Annotated in this window: 13 protein-coding genes; 9 read left to right on the forward strand and 4 right to left on the reverse strand. The window is 63.0% G+C overall.

The window, feature by feature from the left end; genetic code table 11:
- The 3 genes from AB4Y31_RS23445 to AB4Y31_RS23455 are packed head-to-tail and all read left to right on the forward strand — an operon-like array spanning position 1 to position 2,571.
- Positions 1 to 1,134 carry an acyl-CoA dehydrogenase family protein gene (locus AB4Y31_RS23445; RefSeq protein WP_368676057.1) on the forward strand — a complete coding sequence of 378 codons (1,134 nt, stop codon included), beginning with the start codon at positions 1 to 3 and terminating at the stop codon, positions 1,132 to 1,134.
- Between the two features lie 25 nt (positions 1,135 to 1,159).
- On the forward strand, positions 1,160 to 1,996 hold the full coding sequence (locus AB4Y31_RS23450) for an SDR family oxidoreductase (protein ID WP_368676058.1): 837 nt from the start codon (positions 1,160 to 1,162) through the stop codon (positions 1,994 to 1,996).
- A complete protein-coding gene (locus AB4Y31_RS23455) occupies positions 1,993 to 2,571 on the forward strand; it encodes a nuclear transport factor 2 family protein (RefSeq protein ID WP_368676059.1) in 579 nt (192 codons plus the stop codon). Before AB4Y31_RS23450 ends, AB4Y31_RS23455 begins: the two co-directional genes overlap by 4 nt.
- A gap of 107 nt (positions 2,572 to 2,678) precedes the next feature.
- Here the strand turns inward: AB4Y31_RS23455 and AB4Y31_RS23460 are convergent, their stop codons facing one another.
- The 3 genes from AB4Y31_RS23460 to AB4Y31_RS23470 all read right to left on the reverse strand — a co-directional run bounded on the left by AB4Y31_RS23460 (position 2,679) and on the right by AB4Y31_RS23470 (position 5,043).
- On the reverse strand, positions 2,679 to 2,999 hold the full coding sequence (locus AB4Y31_RS23460) for a 2Fe-2S iron-sulfur cluster-binding protein (protein WP_368676060.1): 321 nt from the start codon (positions 2,997 to 2,999) through the stop codon (positions 2,679 to 2,681).
- Between the two features lie 20 nt (positions 3,000 to 3,019).
- Entirely contained in the window at positions 3,020 to 4,282 is a 1,263-nt protein-coding gene (locus AB4Y31_RS23465) for an NAD(P)/FAD-dependent oxidoreductase (RefSeq protein ID WP_368676061.1), read from the reverse strand.
- 107 nt (positions 4,283 to 4,389) lie between these two features.
- Positions 4,390 to 5,043, reverse strand: coding sequence for a TetR/AcrR family transcriptional regulator (locus tag AB4Y31_RS23470; protein ID WP_368676062.1), 654 nt, complete (start codon positions 5,041 to 5,043; stop codon positions 4,390 to 4,392).
- A gap of 242 nt (positions 5,044 to 5,285) precedes the next feature.
- On the opposite strand from AB4Y31_RS23470, the gene AB4Y31_RS23475 reads away from it, so the two are divergent.
- The 5 genes from AB4Y31_RS23475 to AB4Y31_RS23495 are packed head-to-tail and all read left to right on the forward strand — an operon-like array spanning position 5,286 to position 11,086.
- On the forward strand, positions 5,286 to 6,530 hold the full coding sequence (locus AB4Y31_RS23475; protein ID WP_368676579.1) for a cytochrome P450: 1,245 nt from the start codon (positions 5,286 to 5,288) through the stop codon (positions 6,528 to 6,530).
- Between the two features lie 58 nt (positions 6,531 to 6,588).
- Positions 6,589 to 8,190, forward strand: a complete 1,602-nt coding sequence (locus AB4Y31_RS23480; RefSeq protein WP_368676063.1) for a GMC family oxidoreductase — start codon at positions 6,589 to 6,591, stop codon at positions 8,188 to 8,190.
- A 20-nt stretch (positions 8,191 to 8,210) separates the two neighbouring features.
- Positions 8,211 to 9,377: a serine hydrolase domain-containing protein gene (locus AB4Y31_RS23485; protein ID WP_368676064.1), complete on the forward strand. Its 1,167-nt coding sequence runs from the start codon at positions 8,211 to 8,213 to the stop codon at positions 9,375 to 9,377.
- 14 nt (positions 9,378 to 9,391) lie between these two features.
- Positions 9,392 to 10,243, forward strand: a complete 852-nt coding sequence (locus AB4Y31_RS23490) for a MaoC family dehydratase N-terminal domain-containing protein (RefSeq protein WP_368676065.1) — start codon at positions 9,392 to 9,394, stop codon at positions 10,241 to 10,243.
- A gap of 21 nt (positions 10,244 to 10,264) precedes the next feature.
- Entirely contained in the window at positions 10,265 to 11,086 is an 822-nt protein-coding gene (locus AB4Y31_RS23495; protein ID WP_368676066.1) for a CoA ester lyase, read from the forward strand.
- A 110-nt stretch (positions 11,087 to 11,196) separates the two neighbouring features.
- Here the strand turns inward: AB4Y31_RS23495 and AB4Y31_RS23500 are convergent, their stop codons facing one another.
- Complete coding sequence (locus AB4Y31_RS23500; protein WP_368676067.1) at positions 11,197 to 12,102, reverse strand: SDR family NAD(P)-dependent oxidoreductase; 906 nt, start codon at positions 12,100 to 12,102, stop codon at positions 11,197 to 11,199.
- Between the two features lie 191 nt (positions 12,103 to 12,293).
- Here AB4Y31_RS23500 and AB4Y31_RS23505 point away from each other — a divergent pair, with 191 nt between their 5' ends.
- On the forward strand, positions 12,294 to 13,496 hold the full coding sequence (locus AB4Y31_RS23505; protein WP_368676068.1) for a cytochrome P450: 1,203 nt from the start codon (positions 12,294 to 12,296) through the stop codon (positions 13,494 to 13,496).
- Positions 13,497 to 13,522 lie beyond the last annotated feature (26 nt).

Raw genomic sequence — 13,522 nt, forward strand, 5'->3', positions numbered from 1 at the left:
ATGGACTTCAATTTCTCCGAAGAACAATCGATGCTGAAGGATGGCGTGGGTCGCTACCTCCAGCAGGAGTATGGATTCGAAGCGCGACGGCGGATCGCTGCGAGCGAAGAAGGTTTCAGCCGCGAGCGTTGGCGCGACTATGCCGAGCTTGGCTGGCTCGGGCTCACCTTGCCGGAAGACGTCGGCGGCCTCGGCTGCTCGTTTGTGGAAATGGCGATCCTGATGGAGGCGTTCGGGCGCGCGATGGTGCTCGAGCCGGTCGCGCAAACGGCACTGCTATGCGCCACGATTCTCGAGCGCGGCGATGCGAAGGAAAAGCGGGAGGCGCTGCTACCCGCGGTGATCAAAGGAAAATCGCTGCTTTCTCTCGCGGATAGTGAAGCGGGCAGCCGTTACAAGGTGGGCTGCCATGCGCAGACGCACGCACGCAAGACGGGCTCCGGTTATCTGATCAACGGGGCGAAGACGCTGGTTGTCGCCGGCGCCTCGGCCGACTATCTGCTCGTTACCGCGCAAATCGAAGGCATGCCACAAGGCGCGGGGGTCTTCCTCATCGAGCGTCGCGCCGCGGGGGTGACGTGCCGGCCGTACCGTCTGCTCGACGGATCGCGCGCGGCCGATATCGACCTGCGCAATGTCGAACTGGGCGACGATGCGCTGATCGTCGGCCCCGAGCGCGCGCTCGATGTGCTCACGCAGGCGACGCAGTTAGCCATCCTCGCGAGCGTTGCCGAGAGCCTCGGCATGATGGAAGCCGTAATGGCCATCACGTCCGACTACATCAAGGGGCGTTCGCAGTTTGGACAACCGATCGGCAAGTTTCAGGCATTGCAGCACCGCATGGCGGAGATGTTCGTGGCGACGCAGGAAGCGCGCTCGATGCTCTATTGCGGCATTGCTCATCTCGACCGGCCGGCGGATGAACGCGGCCGTGTCGTCTCCGCGGCCAAGGCGGTTGCCGGACGCGCGAACCGTTTCGTCTGCGCGCAAGGAATCCAGTTGCACGGCGGCATGGGGCTCACCGAGGAATATCCCGTTGGCCACTATTTCCGCAAGATGACGATGATGGAAAAGATGTTCGGTGACATCGACTTCCATCTGGGCCGGTTGGCGGCAAGCAGCCGGACTCGATAACGATCTGATACGGAGCAAAACGGACGTGGAGCGTGTCAAGGACAAAATAGCGATCGTGACCGGGGCCGCGTCCGGCATCGGCGCCGCATGTGCCGCGATGCTTGCGGACGAGGGCGCACTGCTGGTGGTCGCCGATCTCAATCTGGAAGGCGCGCAGGCACAGGCCGGCCGCATCAGGGACGCGGGGGGAAAAGCGGTGGCCGCGCAAGTCGACATCGGCGACGAAAACTCGATCGAGGCACTGTTCGATCTCACGCTGAGGACCTGGGGCGGGCTCGACATCCTGCACAACAATGCCGCCGCTACGTCGCTCTCCACTACCGTCGATGCGGCGGTCGAAGCTGTGGACGTCGGGGTGTGGGACGACACGATGCGGATCAACCTGCGCGGCACGATGCTCGCGGCGCGCCATGCGTTGCCGCTCATGCGCGCTCGCGGCGGCGGATCGATCATCAACACGTCGTCAGGCGCGGCCCAAGCTGGCGCGCTCGGATACAGCGCCTACGGCGTCTGCAAGGCCGGCATCGAGGCGCTGACGCGCTACATCGCCACGCAACACGGCAAGGAGGGCATACGCTGCAACGCGATCGCGCCGGGCCTGATCGTGACGCCGGTCACCCGTGCGTACTTTGCGGGGGAAACCGGCGAGATGATGCTGAGCCACCATCTCACGCCGCGCCTGGGACAGCCCGAAGACATCGCCCATGCGGTGGTCTATCTCGCGTCGGACGAGGCGGCATTCGTCACGGGCCAAGTGTTCAACGTCGATGGCGGACTGCTTTCGCACCAGCCCTACTATGCGGACGAAATCCGTGCGCGTTCAGCCGCGGCCGCCGTTAGCAACACGGAGGGGCGCACATGACGACCGATCCCGGACTGATTGCCCGGATCGAGCGCATCGAGGCGCAGCTCGCGATTCAACAACTGCCGATGCGATACGCGCTCGCCGTCGATTCGCGGGACGTCGACAGCCTCGTGCAGTTGTTTACCGAGGACGTCAATTGCGGCCGATGGGGCGTCGGACGCGCGGCGCTTAAGGCCTTCTATAGTTCCGAACACATCCTGCGCAGCTTCTATCGCAGCATCCATCAGATCTGCGGTCATGCGATCGACTTCATCGATGCCGACCGCGCCACCGGCAGCGTCTATTGCCGGGCGGAGCATGAGGACAACGGCGCCTGGGTGGTGATGGCGATCTGCTACTTCGATCACTATGTGCGCCGCGATGGGCAGTGGTACTTCGAGCGGCGCGACGAGCAGCACTGGTATTCGACCGACTGGCTGGCTCGTCCCGGCGCGCCGCGCTTCCAAAACTGGCCGGGCAAGTATGAGGGCGAGCGCTACCAGCCGCGTCTTCCGCACCGCTTTCCGACGTGGACGACCTTCTGGAGCGCGAGCGAGCAGCGCGCGATCGATGCATTGACGAGCACGCCGTAGCGGGTTTATTCGCTCGTCAACGACGCTGTCCGATCCGCCTTCGATCGGCAACGGCGTTGACAGCCCAGCCGCGCTGAAGCCTTCGGAACGGCGCGCGCCGCCCGCCGCTATGCGGTCGAACCGGGAAGACGCACCACTAGCCCATCCAGTTCCGGCGTCACGAAGACCTGGCACGTCAGGCGGCTATTCTCACGCACGTCCATCGCGCAAGTGAGCATATCGACCTCATAGGGTTCGGCCGCCGGCATATGACCGGCCCACGCCTCGTCGACATAGGCGTGACAGGTCGCGCAACTGCAACTGCCGCCGCAATCGCCGAGAATGCCGGGGATCTGGTTATTCACGGCGGTTTGCATGACTGAATCGCCGACGTTGGCGGTCACGCTGGCTTCGTTCCCGTCCGGCTGTATGAATCGAATGAGCGGCATGGCTTGTGACTCTTTGGAAGTTAGTTGGACTGGGGCAGCAGACTCTTCAACGGAATCGATTCGTCGGCGAGATCGGCCGCGCGGACCGGAATTTTCTCGGCGACGAACCGCTTGGCCAGCATGAATTCCGGCGCGCGGCTCACGGTATCGGCGGCCAGCATCACGCCGTCCTTGAGATAAAACGCCGAGAAAGAGCGGGTTTCGGGACTGCCGCGCAAGACGAATTCGTCATAGCCCTGGGACAAGCCGACCATCTTGAGCTTGAGATCGTATTGATCGGACCAGAACCACGGCACGGTGTTGTAAACACGCTCCTTGCCGCACAACGCCGCCGCCGCGGTGCGTGCCTGCTCCAGCGCATTGGGCACCGATTCGAGACGCAAACGGCGGCCGAGCGACGGGTTGGGGTGATTCGTGCAGTCTCCGACGGCGAAGATATCCGGATCGGAGGTGCGCGTGTGTTCGTCGATCACAATGCCGTTGTCGACGGCGAGACCCGCTTGCTGCGCGAGCTCGGTGGCGGGTTCCAGTCCCACGCCGACGATCACGAGATCCGCGGCGACGCGCGTGCCGTCCGCGCAGCGCACCGCGGCCACCGCGTCGCCGGACGCGTCGAGTTCGAATCCGCTCACGATCGCATTCGTGCGGATGTCGACACCCGCCTCGCGGTGCACCTTCTCGTAGAAAGCGGAAAGCTCGGGCGCCGTCACGCGCGCGAGCACGCGCGGCAATGCTTCGAGCACGGTGACCTGAAGGCCGCGCTTCACGGCGACGGCGGCCACTTCCAGGCCGATGTATCCGCCGCCGATGATCACCAGGCGTGAGCCGGCATGGAACTGGGTCCGAATGCGGGAGACGTGATCGAGCGTACGAAGGTAGTGAAAGTTTTGCAGCTTCTCGATGGCTTCGATATCCGGCAAGGCCAGCCGCCGTGCCCGGCCGCCCGTCGCGAGCACGAGCTTCGTGTAGCCGATTTCGCTGCCGTTGGAGAGCGTCACCCGCTTGGCGACACGGTCTATGCACTGCGCGCGCGTGTTAGGGATGAACTCGACCCGCGCCTTGTCGTAAGTCGCCTGCGGTTTCAAATAAAGCTGCTCGACGGTCGACTCGCCCGACAAGAATGCCTTGGACAGCGGCGGGCGCTGATATGGCAAATGCGGTTCTTCTCCCACCATGACGATGCGGCCCGCCCATCCTTGCTCGCGGATTGCGGTCGCGCATTCGCCGGCCGCGTGCCCCGCGCCAATGATCAGCGCGGTGTTTTCTGCGTCTTCATCTGTCATGAAGCGGAACTCCGTCTCGCACGACCATGGGCACGACACACCATGGTTCTCAGTTGTTATGAATGATGTTCTATATATTGAACGACCGTCGCCGCCACTGTCAATGCTCACGAACCCGGTCGAGCTGATCCGGAGCCGACCATCGCCTCGATGCCGCCAACCGCGAAGCGGATCAAGTAGGTGCGCATGCGCTCGATATCCGACGCCGCGAGTGCGCGCGTTCCGGAACGTGCTTCCTGCGCGTACAGCTCGTTGAGCACCAGATGGAACACAGATTCGACGAAATGCTGCACCAATTCGATCGTTTCCCGCGTCGCGCCGGGAAGCGCCTTGGCGAAGGCGTCACGGTAGCGCGCGGCGGCTGGCGCGTACTGGTCGTAGAACGGTGCAGTGAGATCGGGGCGTTCCAGAAGGCAGCCAATCTGGGTCAGCAGACGCAGGTAATTTCGCCACCCGGTATCGCCGCTTTTCAGGTGCGCGAAGGCCGGCGTACAAAGCGCGATCACAATGGCCTCGACATGGGGCCGCTCGCCATGCGACGCCGCGAGCGCGGCGTCGAGCGATTCGATCACCTGCTGGCTGATCACGGCCGCGCGGCGGCCGATCGCCCGCTGGAACAGGGCGTCCTTGCTCCCAAAGTGGTACCGCGCGAGGCTCAGCTCAATGCCGCAGGTCTGCATGATGTCGCGAATCGACGTGCCGAAGTAGCCGTGCATCGCGAAGAGCCTCTCGGCTGTGTCGAGAATGCGCTCGGGCGTCATGCTCCGCGTCGAAGCGCGCGGCTCCTCGATGGCGGTCGCCGGGCGACGAGCGGCGCGCGTGTTCGTGGACGGCATGGTTTCCTTTTCATGGGGGGCGCGAACAGGAAAGGACGCGGCTTACGTTCAAGCACATGATAAAACCTTCTTGCACAAACGTGCAAATTCGAACATAGTTCAATTATTGGCACTGCCGAGCGAAGTCGGGGGTGCTTGCTAACGAACGACTGATGGAGACACGAACCATGGCTCTCGCGCTGCGACTCGAGGACTTCGACGATCCCACGTTCAACCCGTTTTTCGAAGATTCGCTCGCGTATGGCGCCGATGCGGACCCGTATCCGCGCATTGCCGAGCTGCGCGAGAAGGCCACGGTGCAGCAAGGCGACTATCGTGTGCTGATGGGCGGGGCGGCGGACCTGACGATGTCCGATGTCGCGCACTACTCGGTATTCGGGTACGACGAAGTCGCACAGGTACTGGGCGACCCTGCCACGTTCTCGAACAAATCTTACGAGCGCAATTTAGGCATCAGTTTCGGACGCAGCATTTCGACGATGGACGCGCCTGAGCACCCGCGTTACCGCCGCATTTTCCAGAAGGCCTTTTTGCCGCACACCGTCGCGGCGTGGGGCGATACGCTGGTCGATCCAGTCGTGAGCGAGCTGATGTCGAAGTTCGTCGATCGCGGACAGGCGGATCTCGTCAACGAGTTCACACTCCACTATCCGTTCAACATCATCTACCGGCAGCTGGCGTTGCCGCCGGAAGACGTGAAGGTCTTTCACAAGCTGGCAATCGCACAGACGCTCGTGTCGATCGACGTCGAGCACGGCGTGGAGGCGTCGACTAAGCTGGGCGCTTATTTCGCGCGGCTCGTCGAGGAGCGCCGCAGCCATCCGGGCGACGATCTCGTGAGTTCGCTGGCTACCGCGGAAGCGGAGGGCGAGCGGCTGCCCGATGAAGTCGTCATTTCATTCCTTCGCCAACTGGTGAATGCGGGCGGCGATACCACTTACCGCGCGACCAGTGTGCTGCTCCTTGCCCTGTTGCGCGAGCCCGCGCAGCTCGAAGCGGTCCGCCAGGATCGCTCGCTCGTCGCACCGGCGATCGAAGAAGCGCTGCGCTGGGATGGCCCCGTGCTGATGCAGTCGCGCATGGCCACGCGTGACGTCACGCTGGGCGGAGTGGATATTCCGGCGGGGGCATTTCTCGACGTCGTGGCGGGCAGCGCCAACCGCGACCCTGGCCGCTTTCCCGATCCGGACAAGTTCGATATCTACCGCAAGCCCGCCCACCGCCATTTTGCGTTTGCCTATGGGCCGCACGTGTGCATCGGGCAGCATCTCGCGCGGGTTGAGATGACGCGTGCGCTCAATGCCATTCTCGACCGCTTGCCCAATCTTCGTCTCGATCCGGCCGCGCCGGCGCCGCAGATCAGCGGCATCATGATGCGTGTTCCACACGCGATTCCTGTCGTCTTCGGCTGATGAGAACGGTGCCGATTTCGAGCGAGATCGGCCAACAAGGACGGTGGAGACCGCATTGATGACCGAATTCGACTATATCGTCGTGGGCGCGGGCGCGGCGGGTTGCGTGCTCGCCAATCGTCTTTCGGAGGGTGGGCGCCATACGGTGCTGCTCGTCGAAGCAGGGCCCGAGGACCGCCATCCGCTGATCAGGATGCCCAAAGGCTTCGGCAAGCTGCTGGGCGACCCGGCCCACGCCTGGTTCATTCCCGTGCAGCCCGACTATGGCAACGGACACCGCAACGAAATCTGGCTGCGCGGCAAGATGCTCGGCGGCTCGAGCAGCATCAACGGCATGGTGTATATGCGCGGACATCCCGAGGACTACGACGGATGGGCCGCACTCGGCGTCGAAGGCTGGGGCTGGCAGGACCTGGCGCCATGCTTTCGGCGGATCGAAGATCATGCGCTCGGCGCCGATGACTTGCGGGGCGCGGGCGGCCCGCTCAAGGTGTCGCCGCACGCGCAGCGCAACCGTATCGGCGACGCCGTCCTCGAGGCGTGCCGGTCGCTCGGCGTACGACGGGTCGAGGATATCAACCGGCTCGATCACGAGGGCGTGGCTTACCTGATCTACACGATCCGCAACGGCAAGCGGCAAAGCTCGTCCGAAGCGTTTCTTAAACCCGCTCGGGCACGCAAGAACCTGACGGTGACCACGGGGGCCGAAGTCACGCGCATTACGTTCGCGGGTACCCGTGCAGTCGGCGTGCAATGCAATAGCGCTGGACAGCAGGTCGCTTACCGGGCGCGCCGCGAGGTCGTGCTCTCGGCCGGCGCAATCGAGTCGCCGCGCCTTTTGCAACTGTCGGGTATCGGCAACGCCGACCATCTGCAGTCGCTTGGCGTTCCAGTCGTCGCGGCCAGCCCTGGCGTCGGGTTGAACCTGCGCGAGCACTATCTGTACATGCTTCAGGCGCGCCTGAAGCATTGGCGCGATTCGCAGAACCGGCAGTTCGGCGGCATGCGTCTATGGCGCAATGCGATGCAATACGCGCTGTTCCGCCGCGGCGTGATGTCGCTTGGCTCCTATCCGGTAGGCGGGTTCATCAAGACGGCGCCGGATGCGACCCGGCCCGACGTCCAACTGATGATGGCGCCGTTCTCCATGGATTTCGGCGCGGCAGGTTACGCCTTTGAAGCGTTTCCGGGCATGCAGCTCTTCAGCTATCCGCTGCGTCCGCGTAGCGAGGGGTACGTGAAGATCCGATCGGCGGACCGGCAGGTGCCGCCCGAGGTCGTCGCGAACTACCTTGCGGATCCGTATGACCGGCAACTGTCCGTCAATTCGTTCAGGCTCATGCGCGATGTGCTGGCCGCAGAGCCGCTCGCGAGCCGGGTGGCCGGCGAAACGCGCCCGGGCGCCGCGGTCCAGACCGATGACGAAATACTCGATCTCTTTCGGCGCGAAGGTCAATCCGGTTTTCACGCTTGCGGCACCTGCAAGATGGGCTCGGACCGGCTGGCGGTGCTGGACTCGCGGCTGCGGGTGCGGGGCGTCGAAGGACTGCGCGTGATGGATCTTTCCGTCACGCCGACGATGATTTCCGGCAACACCAATGGTCCTATGATGGCAATGGCTTGGCGCGCCGCCGATCTGATCCTGGAGGACGCGCGGTGAACCGTTTTGGAGACACAGATATGAACCTGGCAGTCCAAGCTTCCACCGAGCAAAATGCGATCGTTCAAGAGGCGCTTGACCGGGCCACGCAGGAAGGCGGCGAAATCGGCGTGCAGGTGGCGGCCTATCTGAACGGCAAGCTCGTGATCGACGCATGGAGCGGCGTGGCCGATCCGGTCACCGGCCGCCTTGTCGATGGCGACACGCTTTTTAACGTCTATTCGGTGACGAAAGCCGTTGCGGCCACAGCGCTGCACATCCTGGCGGATCGTGGGCTCATCGAATACGGCGCGCCAGTGACGCGCTACTGGCCCGAATACGGCGCGCACGGCAAGGAGAAAACCACGGTGCGCGACGTGCTGACTCACCGAGCGTGCGTGCCGCAGATGCCCGATGGCGTGACGCCTGAGCTGATGTGCGATTGGCACTGGATGACACGTGCCATCGCGAACCTCGAGCCGCTTGCCGAGCCCGGTACGAAGACGCTTTACCTTTCGATGACTTTCGGCTGGATCGTCGGCGAACTGGTTCGACGCGCCGATCCCAATAAGCGCTCGCTGGGCCGCTTCGTTCGGGAGGAGATCGCGAAGCCGCTCGGCATCGAGGATCTCTGGATCGGCATTCCCGATGAAGTCGAATCGCGCATCGCGCGCCTCACCGATGCGATGGTGCCGGTTCCACCGGAATACCTGCCGCCGCTGTTCTTGCGTTCGATGCCGAACGAGGTTGCGTTGACCCCTCGAGTCTTCGAGCGCCCGGACGTGCGTCGCGCGGAGGTGGCTGGCGTTGGCGGGATCTTCAATGCACGAAGCGAGGCGCGCTTCTGGGCGATGCTTGCATGCGGCGGCGAACTGGACGGCGTGCGGATACTATCGAAAGAACTCGTCGCGACACTGAATACGCCTCGAGCCAACAGTGAAGAGCCCGACCCGGTGATGTTCGGCTTTCCGATTCCGATCACGATCGGGGGCTTTTGGTTTGGCGGCAACCATCCGCCGGTGACGGCTGTGCGTTCGCCGCGCGCGTTGTGCCATCCGGGGCAGGGCAATTCGATCGGTTGGGCTGATCCGGATACCGGGCTTGCCGTCGCGATCTGCCATAACAAGCTGTTTAACCCCACCACGCCGGAAGAGGATCCGCTGCTGCCGATCGCGGTGGCGATTCGCAAGGCACTGGACCTCGAGTGATGGGAGCAAGGGACATGGACATCGCATATTTGCAGGAATGGACCGGTCGCACGGAGACAGCGCGAGACGAGATCACCCTCACGCCGATGGCGGCGCTCGCCGCCACGCTCGACCGCGACGATCCGCCTCCTGCCCTGGGCGATGAATTGCCTCCGTTGTGGCATTGGCTTTATTTTCTGCCCGTTCATCGCCAGTCGATGGTGGGTCCGGACGGCCATCCGAAGCGTGGGGGCTTCTTGCCTCCGGTCGATTTGCCTCGTCGCATGTGGGCAGGCAGTCAGGTCGAGTTTCTTCGTCCACTGCGAGCGGGTAGTGCCATTACGCGTCTTTCCTTGATCGAAAGCGTGACGCACAAGCAGGGGCGGACCGGCGATCTCGTGTTCGTCAAGGTCAAGCACGAAATCGGCGATGCTGCCGGCGTCGCGATCGTCGAACGCCAGGATATCGTCTATCGCGATCATCCGGCTGCCGGCGATCGGCCGCCGGCGGCCCAGGCCGCGCCTGCCGGTGCGCAATGGGCACGCGAGATCGCTCCCGATCCCGTGCTGTTGTTCCGCTATTCGGCGCTGACCTTGAATGGCCATCGAATTCACTACGATCGCCCCTATGCGACCAACGAGGAAGGCTATGAAGGGCTCGTCGTGCATGGCCCCCTTCTGGCGACGCTTCTGATGGACTCCGTGAGATCGGAATTGCCCAATGCACGCGTGCGATCGTTTTCGTTCCGCGCGGTCAAGCCGGTGGTGGACACGGCTCCGTTCTACGTGTGCGGCAAGCGAGAGGAGTCGGACCCAAGCACGGTCAGCTTATGGATTGCCGGCAGTGACGGATCGTTGCGCATGGAAGCATCGGCCATCCTCGCGTAGTCGTGCTGACATTGGAGTTTTATGCGTTCCTTTTTATTTGTGCCGGCAAGCAAGCCTGAGCGATTCGGCAAGGCGCTCGATGCAGCCGCCGACGCGGTGATCGTTGACCTGGAGGATGCCGTTGCGCAGGCAGACAAAGCGTCGGCGCGTGCGCATGTCGCTCGAGCCGCGGGGACCTTTGCGGCATCGCCGGTGCGCGTACTGCTACGCGTCAATGCCGCACGCACGGACTGGTTCGAGCGCGACCTCGAGCTTATGGCGTTGGACGGCATCGATGGCGTTGTATTGCCGAAGTCCGACAATGCCGCTGCATTGACCGCTGTTGCGGCGGCAACGACGAAACCGATTTTGCCGATCATCGAATCCGCCGAGGGCGTCTGGAATGCGTTGGACGTGGCGCGGATGCCGGGCGTCGAGCGGCTTATCTTCGGCTCTGTCGACTTCGAGCTGGATCTCGATTGTGACGGCTCATGGGATGCGTTGCTGCACGCGCGCTCGCGCATCGTGCTGGCCTCGCGTGTCGCCGGTATTCAGTCGCCGGTGGATGGCGTAACCGTTGCGCTTGACGATGCGCGGCAACTCGCGGAGGACGCATCGAAAGCGCGATCGTTGGGCTTCGGCGGCAAGCTCTGCATTCATCCGCGGCAAGTCGGAGCGGTCAATGCTGCGTTCAGCCCCAGCGCGGATGAAATTGCCATGGCGCGTCGAATAGTCGAGGCGTATGAGCGCGCAGACGGTGGTGCGGTATCCGTGGACGGGCGGATGGTGGATTTGCCGGTGTTGCTCAAGGCGAGACGCATCGTCGGTCTGTCCGATAGCGTGCGCGGCGCCGTAGAGCGGTAACGGGCTGAAGCGGCTTGCGTGGTGAACCGAGCGGGGTTTATAAGTTATCGCTTGCATCACTCCCGCGCCAAAAGCGAATGCCGTGTGGCGCGGGCGTGGTCCGGATTTGTTTAGACGGGATCCCAAGGCGTGAGTGTCATGGACGGCACGTTCGGGAAGAAGCTCGATTCGAACGCCGGCATGACCTGCTCGGCAATCGCTTCGGGCGTCCAGCCGCCGTCGCGGTGCAGCGAGCGGATCATGCGGATCTGATTGAAGAAGTAGATCTCGTTGGCGCGCACGCCAAAAATCTGGCCCGACACTTTGGCGGCCTGATCCGAGGCGAGATAGACAGCGAGCGGCGCAACCTTGCGCGACTCCATCCGCTTGAGAATCTCGACGCGTGCCTTTTGCTCGGGGGTCTCGGAAGGGATCGACGCCGTCATCGCGGTCCATGCCCAAGGTGCGATGCAGTTCGAGCGTACGTTGAATTTCGCCATGTCGAGGGCAATCGACTTCGACAGACCGACGATACCCATCTTGGCTGCCGAGTAGTTGGCCTGCCCGATGTTCCCGATCAGCCCCGACGTGGAGGTCATATGAACGAAGCTGCCGCCGTTTTGTGCCTTGAAATGGGGAGCGGCCGCACGGGCAACGAAGAAGGAGCCGTTCAGATGAACATCGACCACCGCCTTCCACTCTTCCAGACTCATGTTGAAGAACATGCGGTCGCGCACGATGCCGGCGTTGTTCACGACGCAGTCGATGCGGCCGAAGGTATCCAGCGCGGCCTGCACGATCTTCTGCGCGCTATCCCATTCGGCGACGCTATCGGTGGAGGCGACGGCCTGCCCACCGGCTTCTTTGATCTCCGCGACGACCTTCGCGGCGGCGAATTCGCCGGTCTCGGCATTGCGGCCGAGATCGTTGACAACGACCTTGGCGCCGTTCGCCGCGAATTGCAGCGCGAAATCGCGCCCGATACCGGCTCCCGCGCCCGTTACCACTACCACCTTGTCCTTGACGAAATCGCTCACGCTTGTCTCCATTCGATGCAGGCGTTGATGTAGAAAATCTTGCCTCGGTATAATAGCAAAACTGAACGGCGTTGCATAATATGAACGACGCGCCGGGCTCGAAACGGGGGCTGCAAGTCCAGGCTTGAAGCGCTGGCCGAGTCTTGATCAATTCATCCGACGGAAGACGGCGGAACAACAGGAGACGCTAGGTGAACGATATGAAAGGCTGGACCGTGCCGGACCATGTTCCGCGCGAACTCGTGGTGGACTTCGACTACATGAACCCGCCCGGCGCGCAAGAAGACGTCCACCTGGCGTGGAAGACCCTGCATGCGGGGCCCGACATCGTCTGGTCGCCGTATTACGGCGGACACTGGATCGCCACGCGAGGCGAAGACATCGAGGCCATGCAGAAGGATCACACCCGCTTCTCGCATCGCAGTGTCAACATTCCGCCGCTCAACGAGACACAGCTCGTGCCGCTGGAACTCGACCCGCCTGAGCACACCGCGTACCGCAACCTGATCACGCCCGCTTTCCTGCCGCAGGCGATCGCCTCGCTCGAAAACGACGTGCGCGCTCTCGCTACCGAGCTCATCGAGAAGCTCGCTCCGCGAGGCGAATGCGAGTTCGTTTCTGAGTTCGCCAAGATTCTACCGATCGTGATTTTCCTGCGTCTCGCGGATCTTCCGACGACCGATCGCGAACAGTTGCTCGAATGGGCCGAATGGGCGGTGCGCGGCAACCTCGAACAGCGTAACGAATCGCAGCACCGGCTCATCGGTTATATCTCTACATGGGTGGAGAAACGCAAGGCGGAGGCGGGCGGCGACCTCGTGAGCCTCATCGCCAACGCGCAGATCGACGGCAAGCCGATCAGCCCCGAGCGCATGTTCGGAATGTTTATCGTCGTGCTGTTCGGCGGCCTCGACACGGTCGCCTCGATGATGGGTTTCATCGCGCGCTTCCTTGCGGAGAATCCAATTCAGCGGCGTCAGCTCATCGAGCATCCCGATCTGATGATTTCATCCGTCGACGAGCTGATACGGCGCTTTGGCGTAGCGAATACCGCGCGGCTCATCACAGAGGATATGGAGTACAAGGGCATCCCGTTTAAAAAGGGTGACCAGATCCAACTGCCCAACGCTCTTTTCGGTCTCGACGATCGCAAGTTCAGCAATCCGCTTGCAGTCGACCTCACGCGTAAGCCCGTGATCCATGCGGCGTTCGGCAATGGGCCGCATCGCTGCCCAGGTTCTTTCCTCGCGCGCACGGAGATCAAGGTCTTTCTGCAGGAGTGGCTCAAGCGCATTCCCGAGTTCCGCATTCGTGAGGGCGACAAGCCGCGCTGCGGCTCGGGCTCTGTCAACGGGATGCTTTATCTGCCGCTCGCCTGGGACGTTGCGCCCTGATTCAACCCAACCATCAACGAATCATC

Origin of the sequence: Trinickia sp. EG282A, assembly GCF_040965455.1 — a bacterium.
Classification (GTDB): Bacteria; Pseudomonadota; Gammaproteobacteria; order Burkholderiales; family Burkholderiaceae; genus Trinickia; species Trinickia symbiotica.